The organism is Variovorax sp. LjRoot84, assembly GCF_964254305.1.
Classification (GTDB): Bacteria; Pseudomonadota; Gammaproteobacteria; order Burkholderiales; family Burkholderiaceae_C; genus Variovorax.
This window is the reverse complement of record NZ_CAXUTE020000001.1, coordinates 4,554,577-4,575,192: the sequence shown is the minus strand read 5'-3', so window position 1 is coordinate 4,575,192 and position 20,616 is coordinate 4,554,577. Positions and strand designations below refer to the sequence as shown.

Here is a 20,616-nt window from a genome sequence, read left to right as displayed (position 1 = left end):
GACTGCCTTGCCGCTTCCGCGCCTGACTTCGGCCCGCGCCGAACTCACGCGCGAAGTGGAGATCGTCGACGAGCACGGCGAACGCGGCGTCGTCTCGATCCCGGCCGAACGCGACCTGACGGTCTACGTCGACCGCCGCGAACTGGTCACGCTGATGACGCTCGGCGCCCAGCCCGAGCTGCTGGTGCTGGGCTACCTGCTGAACCAGCGGCTCATCGAGTCCGCGGCCGACGTCGAATCGATCACGGTCGACTGGGAGGTGGGTGCGGCCGCTGTGAAGACCCATGCCGGCATCGACCGCATCGAGGAGCGCACCGCCAAGAAGGTGGTGACCACGGGCTGCGGCCAGGGCAGCGTGTTCGGCGAGCTGATGGCCGGCATCGACAAGCTCGAGCTGCCCGGCACGCGCATGCGGCAGGCGCAGCTCTATGCGCTCGTCAACGTCATCCGGCTCCAGGAGAGCACCTACAAGTCGGCCGGCTCGGTGCATGGCTGCGCGCTGTTCACGCTCGGCCACGGTGATGAAGCGCACATGCAGTGCTTCGTCGAGGACGTGGGGCGCCACAACGCGATCGACACCATCGCCGGCTGGATCGCGATGCAGCCCGCAGAAAGGCTTACGGGCGGCCGCGTGTTCTACACCACCGGGCGCCTCACGAGCGAGATGGTGATCAAGTCGGCCCAGATGGGCGTGGCCATCGTGGTCTCGCGCAGCGGCATCACGCAGATGGGTCATGAGGTCGCGATGCGCGTGGGCTTGTGCGCGATCGGGCGCGCGACCAACAAGCGCTTCGTCTGTTATGCCGGCGCCGAGCGGCTGGTGTTGCAGCCTGAGCTCGCGGGCGCCCGCGTCACGAGCGCCGCCTAAGCCCTTCGGTTTGGCCGGGCCTTGCGGCTCGGCTATCGTCTGGCCCATGAACGCTTCCCTTCGCCTAGGCTGGCGCACCCTCTGGCGCGACTTGCGCGCCGGCGAACTGCGGCTCCTCATCGTGGCCGTGCTGCTTGCCGTGGCGGCGCTCACCGCGGTCGGTTTCTTCGCCGATCGGCTCAAGGGCGGACTGCAGCGCGATGCGCGCCAGCTGCTCGGCGGCGATGCGGTGCTCGCGAGCGACAACCCGACGCCGAAGGCTTTCGTCGAGCGTGCACGTGCGCTCGGGCTGCAGGACGCGAGCACCTACGGTTTTCCGACCATGGCACGCGCCAGCGAGGAGCAGGGCGGCGCCAGCAAGCTGGTCGCGCTCAAGGCGGTGGAGGACGGCTATCCGCTGCGCGGCAGCCTGCAGGTGAGCACCGAGCCTGGCGTGCCGGGCCGGCCGACGCGGGACGTGCCGGCGCCGGGCGACGCCTGGGTCGATGCGTCGCTGCTCGAATCGCTGGCGCTCAAGGTGGGCGACACGCTGCTCCTGGGCGACGCCGGCCTGCGCATCGCGCGCGTGATCACGCTCGAGCCCGACCGCGGCGCCGGCTTCATGAGCTTCGCGCCGCGCGTGATGCTCAACCAGGCCGACGTGCCGCGCACCGGCCTCGTGCAACCGGCCAGCCGCGTCAGCTATCGCTTTGCCGTGGCCGGCGAGGCGCGCGCCGTCAAGACCTTCAGCGACTGGGCCGACGCGGCGATCAAGAAGGGCGAGCTGCGTGGCCTGCGCCTCGACTCCTTCGAAAGCGGCCGCCCCGAGATGCGCCAGACGCTGGACCGGGCCGAGAAGTTCCTCAACCTGGTGGCGCTGCTGGCGGCGCTGCTGTCGGCCGTGGCGGTGGCGCTGGCCGCGCGCGGCTTCGCGGCCAGCCACCTGGACGATTGCGCCATGCTGCGCGTGCTGGGCCAGAGCCAGCGCACCATCGCGCAGGCCTATGCCTTCGAGTTCGCCGCCATCGGCCTCTTCGCCAGCGCGCTCGGCGTGGCCATCGGCTACAGCGTGCACTATGTCTTCGTGCTGCTGCTCGCGGGCCTGGTCGAGACCGCATTGCCCGCGGCCACCCTCTGGCCCGTCGCCTTCGGCCTCGGCATGGGACTCACGCTGCTGTTCGCCTTCGGGCTGCCGCCGGTGCTGCAGCTCGCGCAGGTGCCGCCGCTGCGCGTGATCCGGCGCGACGTCGGCAACCTGAAGCCGGCCTCGATCGCGGTGCTGGCGCTCGGCGTGGCCGGCTTTGCCGCCTTGCTGGTGGCGGCCAGCAGCGACCTGAAGCTGGGGCTGATCGCGGTCGGCGGCTTCGCGGCGGCGGTGGCGGTGTTCGCGCTCCTGAGCTGGATCGCGGTGCTGCTCTTGCGCCGCAGCGTCAACGAAACGACGGCGCCGCGCTGGCTGGTGCTGGCGACGCGCCAGATCTCGGCGCGGCCGGCCTATGCGGTGGTGCAGGTCAGCGCGCTGGCGGTGGGCCTGCTGGCGCTGGTGCTGCTGGTGCTGCTGCGCACCGATCTCGTGGCCAGCTGGCGCAAGGCCACGCCGCCCGACGCGCCGAACCGCTTCGTGATCAACGTCATGCCCGACCAGAGCGAGGGCTTCCAGAAGACCCTGCGCGACAACGGCGTGAGGAAGTTCGACTGGTATCCCATGATCCGCGGGCGCCTCGTCGCCATCAACGGCAAGTCGGTCTCGCCCGACGACTACGCGGACGACCGCGCGAAGCGGCTGGTCGACCGCGAGTTCAACCTGAGCACCAGCGCCGAGGCGCCGGCGCACAACGTCGTCACGGCCGGCGCATGGAAGCCCGGCGCCGCCGGCGAGCTGAGCGTCGAGGAAGGGCTGGCCGAGACCCTGGGGATGAAGCTCGGCGACAGCCTGCGCTTCGACATCGGCGGCATGCAGAACGATGCGCGCATCACCTCCCTGCGCAAGGTCGACTGGGGTTCGCTGCATGCCAACTTCTTCGTCATGTATACCGTGGATGCGCTGCCCGAGGTGCCCGTCACCTACATGGGCGCGTTCCGCGCGCCGGACGTGAAGGGCTTCGACAACGCGCTGGTGCGCAGCTACCCCAACGTGACCAACGTCGACATGAGCGCCACCATCGGCCAGGTGCAGCGCGTGCTCGACCAGGTGATCCGCGCGGTGGAGTTCCTGTTCGGCTTCACGCTCGCGGCCGGCCTCGTGGTGCTGTTCGCGGCCGTCACCGCCACGCGCGAGGAGCGCGCGCGCGAATTCGCCGTGATGCGCGCAGTCGGCGCGCGCGGCAGCCTGCTGCGCCAGGTGCAGCGCGCCGAACTCGTGGGCGTGGGCCTGCTGGCCGGCTTCCTCGCGAGCATCGTCGCCTCGCTGATCGGCTGGGGCCTGGCGCGCTATGTGTTCGACTTCACCTGGACCGCTTCGCCGCTGGTGCCCATCGCCGGCTCGCTGGCCGGCGCCGTGCTCGCGCTCGCGGCCGGCTGGTGGGGCCTGCGCGAAGTGCTGCGCCGGCCGGTGGTCGACACGCTGCGGCGGGCAGCGGAGTAGGCGCAGGGCGACTACGATCATGTCGACTGCACAAGGTGGACGACATGACGACTGAAACCCGACCCGCGGTGCTGGACCTGATCGGCAACACGCCGCTGGTGCAGGTCACGCGGCTGGACACCGGCCCCTGCACGCTGTTCCTCAAGCTCGAGTCGCAGAATCCCGGCGGCTCGATCAAGGACCGCGTCGGCCTCTCGATGATCGATGCGGCCGAGCGCGACGGTCGCCTCCAACCCGGCGGCACCGTGGTCGAGGCGACGGCCGGCAACACCGGCCTGGGCCTGGCGCTGGTGGCGCGCGCCAAGGGCTATCGCGTGGTGCTGGTGGTGCCCGACAAGATGTCGACCGAGAAGGTGCTGCACCTCAAGGCGCTCGGCGCCGAGGTGCACACCACGCGCTCGGACGTGGGCAAGGGCCATCCCGACTACTACCAGGACTTCGCCGCGCGGCTCGCGAAGGAGATCCCCGGCGCCTTCTTCGCCGACCAGTTCAACAACCCCGACAACCCGCTCGCGCACCAGTCCAGCACCGGCCCCGAGATCTGGCAGCAATGCGGGCACGACGTGGATGCGATCGTGGTCGGCGTCGGCTCGGGTGGCACCATCACCGGGCTCACGCGCTACTTCCGCGAACTGCAGCCGCAGCTCTTCTTCGTGCTGGCCGATCCGGCGGGCTCGGTGGTCGCGGAGTACACGCGAAGCGGCACGGTGGGCGAAGCCGGATCGTGGGCGGTCGAGGGCATCGGCGAGGACTTCATCCCGGGCATCGCCGATCTGTCGGGCGTGAAGCATGCGTATTCGATCACCGACCTGGAAAGCTTCGGCACCGCGCGCGAGCTGCTGCGTGCCGAGGGCATCCTCGCCGGCTCCTCCACCGGCACGCTGCTGGCTGCAGCGCTGCGCTTCTGCCGCGCGCAGACGCGGCCGCTGCGCGTCGTCACCTTCGTCTGCGACACCGGCACGCGCTATCTCTCGAAGGTCTACAACGACCAGTGGATGCTCGACCAGGGCCTGCTCGTGCGCGAGCGCCATGGCGATCTGCGCGACGTGGTCTCGCGCCGCTTCGAGGACGGCAGCGTGATCAGCGTCGGCCCCGAGGACACGCTGCTCACCGCCTTCCAGCGCATGCGGCTGGCCGACGTGTCGCAGCTGCCGGTGCTCGAAGGCGCGCAACTGGTCGGCGTGATCGACGAATCCGATCTGCTGCTGGCCGTGCATGCGGACGCCGGCCGCTTCCGTTCGAGCGTGAAGAGCGCGATGACCGACGTGCCCGAGACTCTGCCGGCCGGCGCCAGCCTGGCCGAGCTCGAGGCCGTGCTCGACCGCGGCCTGGTGGCGATGATCGCGGACGAGTCCGGATTCCACGGCCTCATCACCCGCGTCGACCTGTTGAATCACCTGCGGAGAAGCTTGAAATGACCCAGGACCCCCCCAACACCCCGAAGAAGGGTTTCGCCACCCGCGTGATCCATGCCGGCCAGTCGCCCGACCCCTCGACGGGCGCGATCATGCCGCCCATCTATGCGACCTCGACCTATGTGCAGCAGAGCCCCGGCGTGCACAAGGGGCTGGACTACGGCCGCTCGCACAACCCCACGCGCTGGGCGCTGGAGCGCTGCATCGCCGACCTCGAGGGCGGCTCGGCGGGCTTCGCCTTCGCCTCCGGCCTGGCCGCGATCTCGACCACGCTCGAATTGCTGGACGCCAATTCGCACATCGTCTCGGGCGACGACGTCTACGGCGGCACCTTTCGCCTGTTCGAGCGCGTACGGGCGCGCAGCGCGGGGCATCGCTTCAGCTTCGTCGACCTCACCGATCCCGCCAGGCTCGTCGCCGCGCTGCGGCCGGACACGCGCATGGTCTGGGTCGAAACGCCGACCAACCCGCTCTTGCGCCTGGCCGACCTGCGCGCCATCGCCGAGATCTGCCGCGAACGCGGGATCTTGAGCGTGGCCGACAACACCTTCGCGAGCCCGTGGGTGCAGCGTCCGCTGGAGGCGGGCTTCGACGTCGTGGTGCACTCGACCACCAAGTACCTCAACGGCCATTCGGATGTGATCGGCGGCGTCGCCATCGTCGGCCGGGAAGCGCGGCACGAGGCGCTGCGCGAGCGCCTGGGCTTCCTGCAGAACTCGGTGGGTGCGATCGCCGGGCCCTTCGACAGCTTCCTCACGCTGCGCGGCGTGAAGACGCTGGCGCTGCGCATGGAGCGGCATTGCAGCAGCGCGCTGGTGCTCGCGCAGTGGCTCGAACGCCAGCCGCAGGTCGCGCGGGTGCACTACCCGGGCCTGCCTTCGCATCCGCAGCACGAGCTGGCCCGGCGCCAGATGGAGGGCTTCGGCGGCATGATCTCGATCGACCTGCGCTGCGACCTTGCCGGCACGCGGCGCTTTCTCGAGGCGGTGCAGGTCTTCTCGCTGGCCGAAAGCCTGGGCGGCGTCGAGAGCCTGATCGAGCACCCGGCCATCATGACCCACGCCACCATTCCAGCCGAGACGCGCGCGCGGCTGGGTATCGGCGATGGGCTGGTGCGGCTGTCGGTGGGCGTGGAAGACCTGGACGATCTGCGCACCGATCTGCAGCAGGCGCTGGCGAAGATCTGAGTCCGGGCTGCCGCGCGCCTACAGCACCGCGCTGCGCAGTTGCGGGAACACCTTCGACACCTTGTCGAGCAGGTAGTCGCCATAGATGCCGTTGAAGGCATGCACGTTGGCGCGGTCCCAGCGCGTGGCGCTGTCGTCGACCACGGCGGGCTTCGGCAGGCCTTCGATCGGCCGCACGCGCGCATGGAAGTTGGGGTCGAAGAAGAGCGGGAACGAAAGCCGGTCGCGTCCCGAGGTGTTGCGGATCACGCGATGCGGCGTCGAGCGGTAGAGGCCGCCGGTCATGCGGTCGAGCATGTCGCCGATGTTGATGACGAAGGCATCGGGCACCGGCGCGGCATCGATCCAGCCCTGGCCCGTGCGCACCTGCAGTCCGCCGATGTCGTCCTGCCGCAGGATGGTGAGCAGGCCGTAGTCGGTGTGCTCGCCCACGCCCCATTGCACGTCGAGGTTCGCGGGCACCGGCTGCGTCGGGTAGTTGAAGATGCGGAACAGGATCAGCGGGTCGGCCGTGTAGCGCTCGGCGAAGTAGGAGGCCGGCAGGTCCAGGCTCAACGCGATGCCTTCCATCAGCGTGTGGCCGAGCCGCGTGGCAGCCTGCATGTAGTCGAGGATCGCGGTCTTGAAGCCGGGCAGGTCGGGGAACAGGTTGCGCCCGTGCACCGGCGTGCGCGCCAGCACCAGCGGATCGTCGTCGGGCAGCTCGGTGCCGAGGTAGAGCCCTTCCTTCCAGTCGGGCCGGCCCGAGGTGAGTTCTCCCGCGACTGGAAAGTAGCCGCGCCAGGCACGGCCGCCGAGTTCCATGCGCCATTGCATCTTGGTCGCTTCGTCCTGCGCGAAGAAGGCGCGGCTCAGGTCTTCGAGCCGCTGCGTCAGCGCGGGGTCGATGCCGTGGCCGGCGATGTAGAAGAAGCCGTGCGCGCGGCAGGCCTCACCGATCTGCGCGGCGACCGCGGCGCGCTCGCGCGTCGATGCGGTGAGCGGCGCGATGTCGATCAGGGGCAGCGAAGTCATGGCGATGTCCAGGGTATCAAACGGCATGCGCGAAGGGCGTGCGGATGTCGGCAAGAAACTGCTGGGCGCGCGGGTGTTGCGGCCGGTTGAAGAAGTCGTCGGGCGTCGCGCGTTCGAGCACGCGGCCGGCGTCCATGAAGAGCACGCGATCGGCCACGTCGCGCGCGAAGCCCATCTCGTGCGTCACGACCACCATGGTCATGCCTTCGCGCGTGAGGTCGCGCATCACCAGCAGCACTTCGCCGACCATCTCGGGGTCGAGCGCGCTGGTGGGCTCGTCGAAGAGCATCAGCGGCGGCTGCATGGCCAGCGCGCGTGCGATCGCCACGCGCTGCTGCTGGCCGCCCGAGAGTTCGGACGGAAAGGCGCTCGCCTTGTGGGCCAGGCCGACGCGATCGAGCAGGGCCATCGCGCGTTCCGTCGCCTCGGCGCGCGAAAGGCCGCGCAGCTGGATCGGCGCCAGCGTGCAGTTGCCGAGCACCGTGAGATGCGGGAACAGGTTGAACTGCTGGAACACGAAGCCGATGTGCGAGCGGAAGTCGTTGAGGTCGATGCCGCGCGCATGGATGTCGCGGCCATCGACCGTGATGTGGCCCGACTGGATCGGCTCGAGCCGGTTGATGGTGCGGATCAGCGTGGACTTGCCCGAGCCCGAAGGCCCGCAGACCACCACGACCTCGCCGCGGGCGATGGTCTCGTTCACCTCGACCAGCGCCTGGTAGTCGCCGTACCACTTGTTGACGTTGTCGAACTGGATCATGCGGGTGCTTTCGGTGCAGAGCGGACGAGCGTGCGCCGGCTGGTGCGCGCCTCCAGCCAGTAGGCGAAGCGCGAGAGGCCGAAGCACATGACGAAGTACGTGAAGCCGAGCACCAGGTAGACCTGTACCGGCTTGGTGAAGACCTGGGTGTTGATCTGCGAGGCGATGAAGGACACCTCCGCCAGCCCGATGATGTAGCCCAGCGAGGTCTCCTTGATGGTGGAGACGAACTGGTTCACCAGCGATGGCAGCATGCTGCGCAGCGCCTGCGGCAGCACCACGAAGCGCATCGCGCGGCCGTAGCCCAGGCCCAGCGAACGCGCGCTCTCGACCTGGCCGCGCGGCACGCCCAGGATGCCGGCGCGCACGATCTCGCCGATGTAGATGCCGTCGAACACCACCAGCGCGATCAGCATGGTGCTGAACTGGTCGGTCTTGACGCCGGTCACGCTGGGCAGGAAGAAGTAGGCCCAGAACACCACCATGAGCAGCGGCGTGCCGCGCACCACGAAGGCCACGGTGGTGACCGGCCATCGCAGCCAGCGCCAGGGGGCGACGCGCGCCAGGCCCAGCAGCAGGCCGAAGGGCAGGGCGAGCACCAGCCCCAGCGCGGCCAGCAGCACCGTGAGCGCGAGGCCGCCCAGCGGGCCGTTGGGGTACTGGCCGATCAGGAAGTAGACCCAGTAGGTCTGGACCAGCTCGATCATGCGGCCCTCGGCGGAAAGCGGTGCTGGTACCAGCTGGCCGCGCCGGTGATGATCATCGACACCGTGAGATAGGCCGCCGTGGCGAAGGCGAAGGATTCGGCGCTGCGGAAGGTCGCGCTCTCGACCTGCCCGGCCTGGTACATGAGCTCGGCCACGCCGATCACGGTCGCGATGCTGGTGCCCTTCCAGAGATTGAGCGTCTGCGAGATCAGGGGCGGGATCGTGACGCGCAGCGCCTGCGGCAGGATGATGCGGCGCATGGTCGCGAGAAAGCCGAAGCCGAGCGCCCGGCCGGCTTCCATCTGCACCGCGGGGATCGCGCGGATGCCGCTGCGGATGTCTTCGGCCATGTAGGCCGCGGTGTAGAGGCCCAGCGCGACCACCGCGCTCATCGCCTCGATGCGGCCGGCGTAGAGGCGCTGCTTGATGTCTTCGGGCAGCAGCTCCGGCGCGCCGAAGTACCAGAAGAGCATATGCGCGAGCAGCGGGATGTTGCGGATCGACTCGACATAGGCGAAGCCCAGCCAGCGCAGCGGCGCGGCCGGCGCCAGGCGCAGCAGCGCCACCACCAGCGCGATGGGCAGCGCAAGCATCAGTGAGGCGGCCAGCAGTTGCAGCGACAGCAGGAAGCCCGCGACGAGCATGTCGTGGTACTTCCCCGTGATGAGCAGGGAGTAGTCGAAGGGCAGCATGAACGGATACGTCGGCGCCCGCGTCGTACGGGCGCGGGGCACATCCTACGCATCCGGCGCCGCGGATGCCCGGCGCGGGCTCAGCTGTCGATCTTGTCGGTCTCGATCTTGAAGCTGCGCTTGTCGAAGCCCGACTTGGTCTTCGGGCCGTACCACTTGAAGAAGATCTTCTCGGCCTCGCCCGATTTCTCGAGCTCGCGCAGCGTCTCGTCGACCACCGCCTTGAGGCCGGTCTCGCCCTTCCTGATGCCGATGGCGAGCGCCTCGGTGCTGAGGTTCTGCGGCAGCACCACGTACTGGGCCTTCTGCGGGCCGAGCTTGGCGTAGCTGTTGAGCAGCGCGGCCTCGTCGTCGACATAGCCCACGCCCTTGCCCTGCTGCAGCGCCTGGAAGGCCTGCTGGCTGGTGTCGAAGGTCACGACTTCGGCGCCGGGCACGGCCTTCTTGATGTTGGGCTCCTGCGTGCCGCCGCGGATGGTCAGCACCTTCTTGCCCGAGAGCTGCGGCACCCCGGTGATGCCGCTGTCCTTCTTGACGATGGCCTTCTGGCCGGTGACGAAGGTGGTGAGCGAGAAGTCGATCTGCGCCTCGCGCTCCTTGTTGTGCGTGAGGCCGGCGGCCACCAGGTCGACATGGCCCTGCTGCAGCTCGGGAATGCGCGCCGCGACGGCGATCTGCTTCAGCACCGGCTTGACGCCGATCTTCTTGGCGATCGCGTTCACCAGATCGACCTCGTAGCCGATGATCTCGCGCGTCTTGGGATCGATGAAGGTGGCGGGCTCGTCGGTGCCGAGCACGCCGACGACCAGTTGGCCCTTTTTCTTGATATCGTCGAGTTGGTCGGCATGGACGGCGGTGCCCAGGAGCAGGGCGGCCGCGGCGAAGGCGGAAGCGGCGATTCGGAAACGCATGTTGTTATCTCCAGCGGAAGTCGGCCCGCACCATAGCAACAAAAGCCTGCGCCGAGAAATAGCTCTTTCACATATGCATACTGCCGGCATGCAGATTCAAGACAAGCCGCCCTTCGACACGCCCTTCGAATGGATCGGCGGCGAAGCCAAGGTCCACGCGCTGGTCGAGCGCTTCTACGACCTGATGGAGCTGGAACCGGCCTATGCGCAACTGCGCGCCGTGCACGGCACGACGCTCGACAACGCGCGCCAGCGGCTGTTCTGGTTTCTCTGCGGCTGGCTCGGCGGCCCGCAGCACTACACCGATCGCTTCGGCCACCCGATGCTGCGTGCGCGGCACCTGCCGCAGAGCATCGGCGGCCACTCGATCGGCATCAAGGAGCGCGACCAGTGGCTGGCCTGCATGGACCAGGCGATGGGGGAGACAGGGGTGCCGGAAGCCTTGCGTGCCCGGCTTCGTGACTCTTTCTTCCAGACCGCCGACTGGATGCGAAACAGAAGCGGCTAGCGCCGCGCCGGCGCCAGCAGCACCAGCAGCGCGCCGGCTCCACCCGCGGCCGGCTTGGCCTGCACGAAAGCCAGCGTCTCGCTCTTCTGGATCAGCCAGCGCTGCACTTTGGCCTTGAGGACCGGCTGGCGTCCCGGCGAGCCCAGCCCCTTGCCGTGCACCACGCGCACGCAGCGCAGGCCCTGCTTGTAGGCATCGCGGATGAAGGCACCGAGCGCCTCGCGGGCCTCGTCGCTGCGCATGCCGTGCAGGTCGATCTGGCGCTGGATCGACCATTCGCCCGCGCGCAATTTGCGCGTCACGTCGGTGTGGATGCCCGGGCGGCGGAAGCTCATCGCATCGTCGGCATCGAGCAGCGTGGTGACGTCGAACTCGTCGGACAGCGATTCGCGCAGCACGCGCTCTTCGTCCAGTTGATGCTGCACCGGGATCGGCGCCGGCGGCTCGGGCGCCAGCGGCACGGCGGCCTTGCGGCGCAGCGGCTGGGTGGCGCCGATCGCGCGCGCGAACAGGTCCTGTTCGGCCAGGCGCTTCTTCTCGGCGGCCGCGCGCGCAGCGGCCGCGGCGGCTTCGCGCTCGCGCTGTTCGGCCAGCGTGTGCTGCAGCGTTTTCAGGTCGGCGAGACTCTTGATGGCTTTGGGTGGGAGAGGCATGGAGCTCAGGATAAGGCTTCGTCGTCTCTTGCTCAGACCAGGCCGCGCTCGGCCATCGACAGGGTCTGGCCACGGGCCCAGGCCCTTGATGCGTTTGAGGTCGTCGAGCCCGGCATGGAGGAGCCCGGCCAGCCCGCCGAAGCTGTCGCGCAGCTCCTGGGCGAGCTGCAGCACGTTCTTGCCCGCCACGCCGGTGCGCAGCAGCAGGGCCAGCAACTCGGCATCGCCGAGCGCAGCGGCGCCCTGCGCGATGAGCTTTTCGCGCGGGCGCGCGCCCCGGCCGGCAGATCCTTGAAAGACATGATTTATGCGGGCTCAAGGGCCCCTCCCTAAAATACAGGCCCAGTCTATAGCGATCCCCCATCTTGTCCTCCACCACCACCGCCGTCGTCACGCCCGGCTCCTTTCTCACGCTGCACTACCGGCTGGCCGGGCCGGCGGGCGACATCATCAACACCTTCAACGACAAGCCCGCCACGCTGTCGCTGGGCACCGGCGAGCTCTCGCCCGCGGTCGAGCAGCGGCTGCTGGGGCTGGAAGAAGGCACGCACGCCACCTTCGAGCTGCCGGCCGGCGACGCCTTCGGCGAGCGCAACCCCGAGATGCAGCAGTGGGTGGCGCGCAAGCTGCTCGCTCAGATGGGCGACCCCGACGAGCAGTACGCGGTCGGCGACGTGGTGCAGTTCCCCACGCCCGATGGCAGCGGCAGCTACGCCGGCGCGGTGATCGAGTCGAACGAGACCGCGGTGCGCTTCGACTTCAACCATCCGCTCGCAGGTCAGCCCGTGACCTTCGAGGTCCGACTGATCGGCGTGTTGTGAGCACCGCCGGGCCGCCCCAAGGTGCGAAGGCCCCCTCGGGGGGCAGCGAGGACACGCCAGTGCCGAGCGTGGGGGTCAGTTCAACCGGCGTGCAAGAGGTCATCCTGGCCGAACCGCGCGGCTTCTGCGCCGGCGTCGACCGCGCGATCGAGATCGTCGAGCGCGCGCTCGCCAAGTTCGGCGCGCCGATCTACGTGCGCCACGAGATCGTGCACAACACCTACGTGGTCAACGAGCTCAAGGCCAAGGGCGCGATCTTCATCGAGGACCTGGCCGAGGTGCCGCCGGGCTCTACGCTGGTGTTCAGCGCGCACGGCGTCAGCAAGGCGGTGCAGGCCGAGGCGCGCGAGCGCGGCTTCGAGGTCTTCGATGCCACCTGCCCGCTGGTGACCAAGGTGCACGTCGAGGTCGCCAAGCTCGCGAAGGAAGGCTACGAGTTCATCATGATCGGCCACAAGGGCCACCCCGAGGTCGAAGGCACGATGGGGCAGCTGTCGAGCGGCATCCACCTGGTGGAAGACGTGGATGACGTCGCGCACGTATCGCCCGCGCAGACCGACAAGCTGGCCGTCGTCACGCAGACCACGCTGTCGGTCGACGATGCGGCCGAGATCTCGGCCGCGGTGCGCGCGCGTTTTCCGAACGTGCGCGAGCCCAAGCAGCAGGACATCTGCTATGCCACCCAGAACCGGCAGGACGCCGTGAAGCTGCTGAGCCCGCAGGTCGACCTGGTGATCGTGGTGGGCAGCCCGACCAGCTCCAACAGCAACCGGCTGCGCGAGCTGGCGCAACGGCTGGGCACCGAGAGCTACATGGTCGATTCGGCCGCTGAGCTCCAGCCCGAATGGTTCGAGGGCAAGAGCCGTGTCGGCTTGACGGCCGGCGCTTCGGCGCCCGAGGTGCTGGTGCGCGAGGTGATCGAGCGCGTCAAGGCGCTGGGGGCGGTGTCGGTGCGCAAGATGGACGGCATCGAGGAGACGCTCAAGTTCCCGCTGCCCAAGGGCCTGAAGCTCGACGACATTCCCGCACCGGGTCATATCTCGTGAGCGGCGCCGCAACCATCGACTGGCGCCGCGACATCGAGGCCGCCGCCCGCCGCCTGCACGAGCGCGCGCCGCATTTTTTGCGCGAGACGCCGCTGTGGAAGCTGTCGGGCCGTGCGCTGGGTGTGGAAGTGCCGGGCGTCGAAGTCTGGCTCAAGCTCGAGCATCTGCAGGCCAGCGGCAGCTTCAAGGCGCGCGGCATGATGAATCGTTTGCTGGCCAACGAGATTCCGGAAAGCGGCGCGATCGTGGCTTCTGGCGGCAATGCCGGCATTGCCACAGCGGCGGCCGCGCACGCGCTCGGCGTGCATTGCGAGGTGTTCCTGCCCACGGTGTCGCCCGAAGCCAAGCGCGCGCGCCTGCGTGCGCTTGGCGCGACGGTGGTGGTGGGCGGCGAGATGTACGGCGATGCGCTGGCCGCCTGCCTCGAACGGCAGCGCGAAAGCGGTGCGCTGCTCACCCATGCCTACGACCAGCCCGAGGTGGTGGCCGGCGCCGGTACGCTCGGTCGCGAGATCGAGCAGCAGGGCGGCCTGCCGGACGCGGTGCTGGTCAGCGTCGGCGGCGGCGGGCTGATCGGCGGGCTGGCGGCCTGGTTCGAGCAGCGCAGCCGCGTGGTCGCGCTCGAGCCGGAGCGCGCGCCGACGCTGTATCGGGCGCGCGAAGCGGGCGAGCCGGTCGATGTCGAGGTCGGCGGCGTCGCGGCCGATTCGCTCGGCGCAAGGCGCATCGGCGCGATCGCCTGGGACATCACGCAGCGCCATGTGCGCGATGCGCTGCTCCTGCCCGACGAGGCGATCCGCGCGGCGCAGCTGTGGCTCTGGAAGGAGCTCAAGCTGGCCGTCGAGCCGGCGGCCGCCTTGCCGCTGGCCGCGCTGCAAAGCGGCGCCTATGTACCGCGCGAAGGCGAGAAGCTCTGCCTGATCGTCTGCGGCGCGAACGTGGACCCGGCGAGCCTGGCTTAGGGACTGAACAGGCCCTCAGGCCGGCGGCTGGTCGACGTTGACCATCCACGGCACGCCGAACTTGTCTTCCAGCATGCCGAAGCCGGGGGACCAGAAAGTGGCGGCGTAGGGCATGGTGACTTTCCCGCCCTCGGACAGCGCCTTGAAGAGCTGTTCGCCTTCTTTCACATCCTTGGCCTGCACCGAGAGCGAAAAGCCCTTGTAGCCGTCGAAGGCCATGCCGGGCGGCAAGTCCGAGGCCATGATCTGCTTGCCGCGGGCTTCGAGGGTGGCATGCATGATCTTGTTCTTGTGGTCGGCCGGCGTTTCGGCGCCCATCGGGCTTTCGCCGAAGCTCATGCTGAAGAGGATCTTTCCGCCCAGGCTCTTGGCGTAGAAGGCCAGTGCCTCGGCCGCATTTCCGTTGAAGGACAGATAGGCTTCCATCGAATCTCCTTGAGTCAGTTGAAAGGGGGAGAGCGATCCTACGCCCCGCCTAAAATCGCCCGATGCTCGATATCACTCTGTTACGCAAGGACCTCGCCTCGGTCGTTGCCCGCCTCGAAACCCGCAAGAAGAACCAGACCTTTCTCGACGTGGCCAGCTTCAGCGCACTCGAGGCCGAGCGCAAGACCCTGCAGACCCGCACCGAGGAACTGCAGGCGCGCCGCAACGCGCTCAACAAGCAGATCGGGCCCCTGAAGGCCAAGGGCGAATCGGTTGATGCGCTGATGACCGAGGTCAATGCGCTCAAGGCCGAACAGGAGTCGTCGGCGGTGCGGCTCGACGCCATTCAGCCCGAACTTCAGGCTCTGCTGCTCGCGGTCCCGAATCTGCCGCATCCGAGTGTGCCGGTCGGAGATGACGAAACGGCGAATCTCGAGGTCCGGCGCTGGAGCCCGAAGGGCGGCAACGGCGCCGATGCACCCGCGCTCGGCTTCGAGGCCAGGGACCATGTGGATCTCGGCACGCCGCTGGGACTGGACTTCGAGACCGGCGTCAAGCTCGCAGGTTCGCGCTTCACCGTGATGAAGGGGCCGATCGCGCGCCTGCACCGGGCGCTCGCCCAGTTCATGCTCGACATCCAGACCGAGCAGCACGGCTACACCGAGTGCTACGTGCCCTACATCGTCAACGCCGAAACGCTGCGCGGCACCGGCCAGCTGCCCAAGTTCGAAGGCGACCTGTTCGCCGCCAAGAAGGGCGGGCAGGACGGCGAGCCGGCGCCCGATCATTCGGCGCTCTATCTCATCCCGACCAGCGAAGTGCCGCTCACGAATTTCGTGCGCGACGAGATCGTGGCCGAGTCGCAACTGCCCATCAAGCTCACCGCGCACACGCCGTGCTTTCGCTCCGAGGCCGGCAGCGCGGGCCGCGACACGCGCGGCATGATCCGCCAGCACCAGTTCGACAAGGTCGAGATGGTGCAGATCACGCATCCCGAAAAAAGCTACGAGGCGCTCGAAACCATGACCGGCCATGCCGAGGCCGTGCTGCAGGCGCTGGAACTGCCCTATCGGGTGGTGCTGCTGTGCACCGGCGACATGGGTTTCGGTTCCACCAAGACCTACGACCTCGAGGTCTGGCTGCCGGCGCAGAACACCTACCGCGAGATCAGCTCGGTCTCGAACTGCGAGGCCTTTCAGGCCCGCCGCCTGCAGGCCCGCTTCAAGAACGCACAAGGCAAGAACGAGCTGGTGCACACCCTCAACGGCTCGGGCCTGGCGGTCGGCCGCACGCTGGTTGCGGTGCTGGAGAACCACCAGAACGCGGATGGCTCGATCACCGTGCCGGAGGCGCTTCGACCCTATCTGGGCGGATTGGGCGTGCTGCGGGCCTGAAAAGCGCCCAAAGCCTCTGCTAGAATCGCGGGCTCGACAGACACCGGAGAGGTGGCAGAGTGGTCGAATGTACCTGACTCGAAATCAGGCGTCCGTGCGAACGGACCGAGGGTTCGAATCCCTCCCTCTCCTCCAGAAGTAGCGCCGACAAGCGCCACGGACGACCGAAAAGCCCTTGAGAATCAACGCTCTAGGGCTTTTTTGTTGCCTATGTTGTCCGCCAAAGTGCTTTGACAGCCGAGCCAAAACGAGGGCGCAATTGGGGGCATAAACCGCGATCCGAGTGGTGCCCCTCGAAAATGCCCCCAGATGCCGCTCACCGACACCGCCTGCAAGAACGCGAAACGCTCACTTGGCGACTTGGCGAGCCTGGGTGGCGTGCATACATGTGCACTACCAGACAGGCATGAAAAAGCCCGCCGAAGCGGGCCGTCTGTCGGGCAGCGGGCGAGTTACGCTGCGCCGTGGGTACTAGTACCTTGCTTGGACTCATGATCCCCTTTGTTCGCCGCTACCGACTCCATCAGGAGGCGCTGCTCCAAAGAGGCTTTCGAGATCACGTTCGCATAGATGCGCTTCTTCTCCGCCGACGACGTGTCTCGGACGAAACGGGAGAGAGAGGTAGCCTCGAGAAGACGTGAGTGACGAAATAGGTTAAACATTGCAGCCTCAAGTCTAGGAGCGAACGATTTTTTCGACTTCTTCCTTGGAATATTGCAGCGGAGCGACGTGATTCAAGTCACTTACGTTCGCATGGTAGCGTCGGTGAGTTCCGTCAATGTCCTTGATGATCACATCAATCTTGATGGACTGCCCGAACTTTACCTTCAAAGCGTTAACCACGTCACGCGAGGCGAAAAACTGGTGGACGAACCGCTCGGGCGGGATGCGCCGCCCTTCTTTAAGCTCGCGGGCATTTACGAAGTTCCAAGCCAACGCCGGCTCCTGATAGACGTAGATTATCTGTACCGACCGGCCCCGATCCACACAACGACCAACGTTCCTATCGGCAACAGCCAGGCTCGAGAGCGTTCCGTCGAGCAGGAAACTCTGCTTTTGCTTGAAAGCTCGGTCTAGCACCCTCTCTACGAGCATCGTGACCGCATCCTGGACCAGCCACGAGTTCTGTCCGTCGTATCCAGGGACAAATGCCCGGAAATCATCGGGATCTATCCGCAGGAACGAGCCGACCTCTTCCGCCAAAGCCTTGGAGGCTTCAGTCTTGCCAGCGCCCGGGGAGCCAGCCATGAACAGCGCGACAGGCGCTATTTCACCCGGGTATTTTTCGATATTGGTGAAGTCGGCGGCGAACTTGGTTCGGTTAGCCCTCGCCCATTGAATCGCCTCGTCGCGAACCGCCTGTTCTTCAGAGGTTAAGGGGGCTTGGATGGACATATGTATTGGGCTGCGCTCATGATGGTACAGACACCTCCACTGCCCAACATCACCAGCGTCAGCCGCCGCGCTGTACCTTCCGCCGTTCCCACGGCGCCAGGGGCTCCCTATCGGCCCACAACCCTAGATGCTGCGCACGGGCGGTGTACTGCATCTCTCACTCGGCGCAGTGGTCAAATCCACTCGTCATGATCAACCTGAATCGTTTCGATCTCGTCTCCCTGCGCCTTTTCGTCGCGGTCGTCGATGCAGGAAGCCTGACCGCGGGCGCAGATCGCTTCGGCGTTTCGCTCCCAGCGGCCAGCAAGCGCATCGCCGATCTCGAACGGCATTGCGGCATCGCCCTGCTCCAGCGGGGGCAGCGCGGCGTGACCGCTACGCCGGAGGGACAGGCCCTGCACCGACACGCGATCGAGGTGATCGCGCGCCTGGAACAGCTCGTGCAGGCCGTCGACGATTTCCGCTCGGGTGCCACCGGTCACCTGCGGTTGTGCGCCAATCCTTCCGCTTTCGGAGGCTTCCTGCCAAGCGTGCTGGCAGAGTACGCTCGCCGCTACCCCCATGTCGTGATCGACATGGAAGATGCCCTGAGCGAGGACGGTATCCGCGCCGTGCAGAAAGGCTTGGCGGAGCTTGCCGTCATTGGCGACAACGTGCCGCACGAAGGCCTTGAGACAATCGTCTGCAATGTCGACCAGCTGGTCCTGCTCGTGCCGGCAGGTCACGCGCTGGGCAGTCAGCAGAACGCCTCCACAGTGAACGTGTTCGACTATGACCTGGTCACTCTGGCGCGAAGCGCATCGCTCACGCGCAAGGTGATGGCGGCGGCCGACGCGGTGAAGCGCACACCCCGCATCCGGGTGCAGGTGCGCAGCTTCGATTCGATGTGCCGCATGGTTGCATGCGGGCTCGGCCTGGCGATCCTGCCACGCGCGGCTGCCGCTCTCTATGCGGAAGCCCTCAATCTCGTGCAGATCGACCTCGAGGGCATCGAAACGGAACGCGTGCTGCTGCTGGCAATGCGCAGCCGCTCGGAACTGTCGACGTCCGCAGCCGCGCTCGTGGAAATGATCGAAAGCGCGGCTTCGCTCAGCAGCGTCTCCACCAGCACTTCTTGAATCGTGCAGGGCGATGCTGGCAGCGCATTGCTCTCCTCGTCAGCGAAGCACGGCGCTGTCGGACGCCTGCCGGATGAGGCGCTCACGGTCCGCCGGGAGAAGGAAGCCCTCGGCGGAGGCCTTCTCGGCGGCGGCTCGCACCGCGGCGACGTAGCCCTCGTGGCTGCCATAGCGCTCCTCGAGCGACAGGCGCGGGTCGCCACGGGCGATCCGCTCGGCACGCGTCCGTGCGAACGGCACGTAGCCACCCACATAGTTGCACACCTGACCTTGATGGAAGCCCGCGGCGGTGATGTTGAAGCCCAGGTAGGTGCCCAGCGGAGCCATCACGAGCACGGTGGGTACGCCCCCGATCTCGTTGCCGTCGGCATCGACCTTCGGCACCTTCATCGGGATGACCTTCTTGATGGGCGGCGGCACGTTGGTGGGCACGCCGGAAGCTTCCGCGTGGTTGAATTGCGGGCCCCAGTCGTAGTCGAACACCGGAAACGCAAAGTTCTCAGGCAGGAAGATCGAATCCGGGATGCCGGGCACGCCGCTCGGAAAGCCCATCGACGCCTTGTTCGCGTCGACCAACGTCTTGTCGGTGAGGGTGGGCCACCGGCTTGGCGGCGGTGGCGTCCCCTTCAGCACCCAGTCGCGCAGGGCCAGGCGCAGCACATTGGTGATCTCCGTGTGCGGTACCGGGTTCGCCGCCAACGTGCCGCGGCCGAAGCTGTTGCCGGGACAGGTGGGGCCGGTGGGGGTCGCCGGAATGTGCGTGAAGCCGCCCGCGCCGCCGCCGTGATGGCTGCTCGGCACGTAGTAGCGGCGCACGTTGCCAGGAAGCGGGATGTCCGCGTCGCCGGCCGTGCCGATCCACTCGGGTGTCAGCTTCAGCGCGTACACCTCGGCCGACCCGAAATGCTCGATCACCTTGGGGCAGGTGTCGTTCGTGTTGCAACGCGAGAAGATGCTGCCGGTGGGCTGCTTGCGCACCGGGTCCGCCCAGTCCGCCCACCACTGCGGGCCTTCGCTGCCCTGCTGGTAGAGCTCCAGCACGCCGTCCGGCTGGGCCCAGCGCGAGTTGGCGGCCACCCGGCGGCCCGCGATGATCGGCCAGGCCCCGTCGTAGACCTTGCGGTTGCGTTCGTCCTGGTTCAGGCCCATGAAGATGAACTGCCGCACCATGTTTCCGGACTGCGACACGCCCCGCACGGCCGTGCCCTTGACGAAGCCGGCGATCGGATTGCGCGTGCCGAAGTCGTCGGCGGTCTCGTAGCGGAAGAAGGTCCCGACGTCGCGGAATGCGGCCATACCCACGCCCAGGATGTAAGCGTTTTGCGCCGGGTACACCACCTGGTACAGCAGGTTGGGATCGAAGCCGTTCCGCAAACAGATGTGCACGGGCAGATTGCCGGGCGCGTTGGCGGGGTTGTTGTCGATCGGAGTACCGGGGAACGGATTGCTGGCGTCGCATTTCGCGAACGCCCAGTCGCCCGCGGCGATGCTCGGACCCTCGGTGATGACGCCGTCGACGGTTTCCTTGGTGTGCGTCTTCAGTGTCGCCTTGGTCGTGTCCAGCGTTGCTGGAAGGTAGGGCATAGGGTTCGATTGCACCGTCAGCGGCTTGGAGTCCGCACCGCTCTGGTTGACGATGCGCGCGAAGACGTTGCCGGTGACCGCCGTGCCGTCGATCTTCGCGATGGGCACTGCCACCCAGTGATTGGTACCCGCCGCGCGATTGGCGGCAATGCCTGTATTGCCGGCGTTGTCCGCCTGCCAGCCGCTGCGCAAGCCGATATCGCCCAGCTCGCGTTCGTCGACGACGATGGTGCCGGCGCCGCCACGGTTGGCCACGTCATGCCAGAGGAAACCACTGGAGCGGTTCATGTCGACCGGCTTCACCAGATTGAATGTGGTCTCGTAGCGCACCTTGCCATCGGCGTCCGTTCCCAGCTTGATGTCGGTGATGACGCTGTTGTGCGGATCGTTCGGGTCGAGCTCGCCGAAGGCGCGGCCGCGGATTTGCTCGTACAGGATCGCCTGCCCCGTGAGTGGCGTGACACTGTCGATCACGATGCGAGTGACGCGGGCGTCGGCCGGCGCGGCAGCAACGATCGCCGTGCTGGCCGCCGCCGCGAGCCAGCGCAGGCGTGACTGACGCCCGATCAGGCTTCTGGGGTGCATGCTGTCT

The 20,616-nt window shown here is 67.5% G+C and carries 19 protein-coding genes, 1 tRNA gene and 1 pseudogene; 11 read left to right on the top strand and 10 right to left on the bottom strand.

Annotation, left to right across the window (positions count from 1 at the left end; genetic code table 11):
* Positions 1 to 7 precede the first annotated feature (7 nt).
* The 4 genes from ACSQ9I_RS22720 to ACSQ9I_RS22705 are packed head-to-tail and all read left to right on the top strand — an operon-like array spanning position 8 to position 6,033.
* Positions 8 to 868 (top strand): formate dehydrogenase accessory sulfurtransferase FdhD, encoded by an 861-nt coding sequence (locus ACSQ9I_RS22720; protein WP_436314554.1) that lies wholly within the window; start codon positions 8 to 10, stop codon positions 866 to 868.
* Positions 869 to 914: 46 nt separating this feature from the next.
* Entirely contained in the window at positions 915 to 3,431 is a 2,517-nt protein-coding gene (locus ACSQ9I_RS22715) for an ABC transporter permease (RefSeq protein ID WP_436314553.1), read from the top strand.
* Positions 3,432 to 3,475: 44 nt separating this feature from the next.
* A complete protein-coding gene (locus ACSQ9I_RS22710; RefSeq protein WP_436314552.1) occupies positions 3,476 to 4,849 on the top strand; it encodes a pyridoxal-phosphate dependent enzyme in 1,374 nt (457 codons plus the stop codon).
* Positions 4,846 to 6,033, top strand: coding sequence for a trans-sulfuration enzyme family protein (locus tag ACSQ9I_RS22705; protein ID WP_436314551.1), 1,188 nt, complete (start codon positions 4,846 to 4,848; stop codon positions 6,031 to 6,033). The genes ACSQ9I_RS22710 and ACSQ9I_RS22705 overlap by 4 nt, the downstream gene beginning before the upstream one ends.
* A gap of 18 nt (positions 6,034 to 6,051) precedes the next feature.
* Here ACSQ9I_RS22705 and ACSQ9I_RS22700 read toward each other — a convergent pair whose 3' ends face one another.
* From ACSQ9I_RS22700 to ACSQ9I_RS22680, 5 genes are all read right to left on the bottom strand, one after another.
* The gene (locus ACSQ9I_RS22700; protein WP_436314550.1) at positions 6,052 to 7,047 is read right to left on the bottom strand and encodes an isopenicillin N synthase family dioxygenase; all 996 of its coding nucleotides are present in this window, start codon (positions 7,045 to 7,047) and stop codon (positions 6,052 to 6,054) included.
* 16 nt (positions 7,048 to 7,063) lie between these two features.
* On the bottom strand, positions 7,064 to 7,807 hold the full coding sequence (locus ACSQ9I_RS22695; protein ID WP_436293392.1) for an amino acid ABC transporter ATP-binding protein: 744 nt from the start codon (positions 7,805 to 7,807) through the stop codon (positions 7,064 to 7,066).
* The gene (locus ACSQ9I_RS22690) at positions 7,804 to 8,514 is read right to left on the bottom strand and encodes an amino acid ABC transporter permease (RefSeq protein WP_436314549.1); all 711 of its coding nucleotides are present in this window, start codon (positions 8,512 to 8,514) and stop codon (positions 7,804 to 7,806) included. Before ACSQ9I_RS22690 ends, ACSQ9I_RS22695 begins: the two co-directional genes overlap by 4 nt.
* Complete coding sequence (locus ACSQ9I_RS22685; RefSeq protein WP_436315804.1) at positions 8,511 to 9,206, bottom strand: amino acid ABC transporter permease; 696 nt, start codon at positions 9,204 to 9,206, stop codon at positions 8,511 to 8,513. The genes ACSQ9I_RS22690 and ACSQ9I_RS22685 overlap by 4 nt, the downstream gene beginning before the upstream one ends.
* Positions 9,207 to 9,286: 80 nt before the next feature.
* Entirely contained in the window at positions 9,287 to 10,117 is an 831-nt protein-coding gene (locus ACSQ9I_RS22680) for an ABC transporter substrate-binding protein (protein WP_436314548.1), read from the bottom strand.
* An 88-nt stretch (positions 10,118 to 10,205) separates the two neighbouring features.
* Between ACSQ9I_RS22680 and ACSQ9I_RS22675 the strand changes: the two genes are divergently transcribed.
* Positions 10,206 to 10,625, top strand: a complete 420-nt coding sequence (locus tag ACSQ9I_RS22675; RefSeq protein WP_093106012.1) for a group II truncated hemoglobin — start codon at positions 10,206 to 10,208, stop codon at positions 10,623 to 10,625.
* On the opposite strand, the gene ACSQ9I_RS22670 is transcribed toward ACSQ9I_RS22675, so the two are convergent.
* Positions 10,622 to 11,278, bottom strand: coding sequence for a Smr/MutS family protein (locus ACSQ9I_RS22670; protein WP_436315803.1), 657 nt, complete (start codon positions 11,276 to 11,278; stop codon positions 10,622 to 10,624). The genes ACSQ9I_RS22675 and ACSQ9I_RS22670 overlap by 4 nt on opposite strands.
* 84 nt (positions 11,279 to 11,362) lie before the next feature.
* A pseudogene (locus ACSQ9I_RS22665) lies at positions 11,363 to 11,587 on the bottom strand (UPF0758 domain-containing protein); the annotation flags it as partial.
* A gap of 56 nt (positions 11,588 to 11,643) precedes the next feature.
* Between ACSQ9I_RS22665 and ACSQ9I_RS22660 the strand changes: the two are divergent.
* The 3 genes from ACSQ9I_RS22660 (at position 11,644) to ACSQ9I_RS22650 (ending at position 14,107) form a co-directional block, all read left to right on the top strand.
* Positions 11,644 to 12,099 carry an FKBP-type peptidyl-prolyl cis-trans isomerase gene (locus ACSQ9I_RS22660; RefSeq protein WP_093106017.1) on the top strand — a complete coding sequence of 152 codons (456 nt, stop codon included), beginning with the start codon at positions 11,644 to 11,646 and terminating at the stop codon, positions 12,097 to 12,099.
* An 89-nt stretch (positions 12,100 to 12,188) separates the two neighbouring features.
* Entirely contained in the window at positions 12,189 to 13,145 is a 957-nt protein-coding gene (ispH, locus tag ACSQ9I_RS22655) for a 4-hydroxy-3-methylbut-2-enyl diphosphate reductase (RefSeq protein WP_436296417.1), read from the top strand.
* Complete coding sequence (locus tag ACSQ9I_RS22650) at positions 13,142 to 14,107, top strand: threonine/serine dehydratase (protein WP_436305065.1); 966 nt, start codon at positions 13,142 to 13,144, stop codon at positions 14,105 to 14,107. Before ispH ends, ACSQ9I_RS22650 begins: the two co-directional genes overlap by 4 nt.
* Positions 14,108 to 14,122: 15 nt before the next feature.
* Here the strand turns inward: ACSQ9I_RS22650 and ACSQ9I_RS22645 are convergent, their stop codons facing one another.
* Positions 14,123 to 14,533, bottom strand: coding sequence for a VOC family protein (locus ACSQ9I_RS22645; RefSeq protein WP_093106022.1), 411 nt, complete (start codon positions 14,531 to 14,533; stop codon positions 14,123 to 14,125).
* A gap of 62 nt (positions 14,534 to 14,595) precedes the next feature.
* On the opposite strand from ACSQ9I_RS22645, the gene serS reads away from it, so the two are divergent.
* Both serS and ACSQ9I_RS22635 read left to right on the top strand, forming a co-directional pair.
* Positions 14,596 to 15,927 carry a serine--tRNA ligase gene (serS, locus tag ACSQ9I_RS22640; protein ID WP_093106025.1) on the top strand — a complete coding sequence of 444 codons (1,332 nt, stop codon included), beginning with the start codon at positions 14,596 to 14,598 and terminating at the stop codon, positions 15,925 to 15,927.
* 45 nt (positions 15,928 to 15,972) lie between these two features.
* Positions 15,973 to 16,062 (top strand) — tRNA-Ser (locus ACSQ9I_RS22635).
* Positions 16,063 to 16,602: 540 nt separating this feature from the next.
* Here ACSQ9I_RS22635 and ACSQ9I_RS22630 read toward each other — a convergent pair.
* Positions 16,603 to 17,322 carry a zeta toxin family protein gene (locus ACSQ9I_RS22630; protein ID WP_436314547.1) on the bottom strand — a complete coding sequence of 240 codons (720 nt, stop codon included), beginning with the start codon at positions 17,320 to 17,322 and terminating at the stop codon, positions 16,603 to 16,605.
* 188 nt (positions 17,323 to 17,510) lie between these two features.
* On the opposite strand from ACSQ9I_RS22630, the gene ACSQ9I_RS22625 reads away from it, so the two are divergent.
* Complete coding sequence (locus ACSQ9I_RS22625; protein ID WP_436314546.1) at positions 17,511 to 18,440, top strand: LysR family transcriptional regulator; 930 nt, start codon at positions 17,511 to 17,513, stop codon at positions 18,438 to 18,440.
* Between the two features lie 39 nt (positions 18,441 to 18,479).
* On the opposite strand, the gene ACSQ9I_RS22620 is transcribed toward ACSQ9I_RS22625, so the two are convergent.
* Positions 18,480 to 20,609, bottom strand: coding sequence for an alpha/beta hydrolase domain-containing protein (locus ACSQ9I_RS22620; RefSeq protein WP_436314545.1), 2,130 nt, complete (start codon positions 20,607 to 20,609; stop codon positions 18,480 to 18,482).
* Positions 20,610 to 20,616: the final 7 nt, after the last annotated feature.

What these genes read in the sequence shown, in the direction of transcription:
- ACSQ9I_RS22700 (WP_436314550.1), bottom strand. Translation starts at nt 7,047, where the DNA reads ATGACTTCGCTGCCCCTGATCGACATCGCGCCGCTCACCGCATCGACG.
- ACSQ9I_RS22670 (WP_436315803.1), bottom strand. Translation starts at nt 11,278, where the DNA reads ATGCCTCTCCCACCCAAAGCCATCAAGAGTCTCGCCGACCTGAAAACG.
- ACSQ9I_RS22620 (WP_436314545.1), bottom strand. Translation starts at nt 20,609, where the DNA reads ATGCACCCCAGAAGCCTGATCGGGCGTCAGTCACGCCTGCGCTGGCTC.
- ACSQ9I_RS22685 (WP_436315804.1), bottom strand. Translation starts at nt 9,206, where the DNA reads ATGCTGCCCTTCGACTACTCCCTGCTCATCACGGGGAAGTACCACGAC.
- ACSQ9I_RS22690 (WP_436314549.1), bottom strand. Translation starts at nt 8,514, where the DNA reads ATGATCGAGCTGGTCCAGACCTACTGGGTCTACTTCCTGATCGGCCAG.
- ACSQ9I_RS22675 (WP_093106012.1), top strand. Translation starts at nt 10,206, where the DNA reads ATGCAGATTCAAGACAAGCCGCCCTTCGACACGCCCTTCGAATGGATC.
- serS (WP_093106025.1), top strand. Translation starts at nt 14,596, where the DNA reads ATGCTCGATATCACTCTGTTACGCAAGGACCTCGCCTCGGTCGTTGCC.
- ACSQ9I_RS22705 (WP_436314551.1), top strand. Translation starts at nt 4,846, where the DNA reads ATGACCCAGGACCCCCCCAACACCCCGAAGAAGGGTTTCGCCACCCGC.
- ACSQ9I_RS22645 (WP_093106022.1), bottom strand. Translation starts at nt 14,533, where the DNA reads ATGGAAGCCTATCTGTCCTTCAACGGAAATGCGGCCGAGGCACTGGCC.
- ACSQ9I_RS22630 (WP_436314547.1), bottom strand. Translation starts at nt 17,322, where the DNA reads ATGTCCATCCAAGCCCCCTTAACCTCTGAAGAACAGGCGGTTCGCGAC.
- ACSQ9I_RS22695 (WP_436293392.1), bottom strand. Translation starts at nt 7,807, where the DNA reads ATGATCCAGTTCGACAACGTCAACAAGTGGTACGGCGACTACCAGGCG.
- ACSQ9I_RS22680 (WP_436314548.1), bottom strand. Translation starts at nt 10,117, where the DNA reads ATGCGTTTCCGAATCGCCGCTTCCGCCTTCGCCGCGGCCGCCCTGCTC.
- ACSQ9I_RS22715 (WP_436314553.1), top strand. Translation starts at nt 915, where the DNA reads ATGAACGCTTCCCTTCGCCTAGGCTGGCGCACCCTCTGGCGCGACTTG.
- ACSQ9I_RS22710 (WP_436314552.1), top strand. Translation starts at nt 3,476, where the DNA reads ATGACGACTGAAACCCGACCCGCGGTGCTGGACCTGATCGGCAACACG.
- ACSQ9I_RS22625 (WP_436314546.1), top strand. Translation starts at nt 17,511, where the DNA reads ATGATCAACCTGAATCGTTTCGATCTCGTCTCCCTGCGCCTTTTCGTC.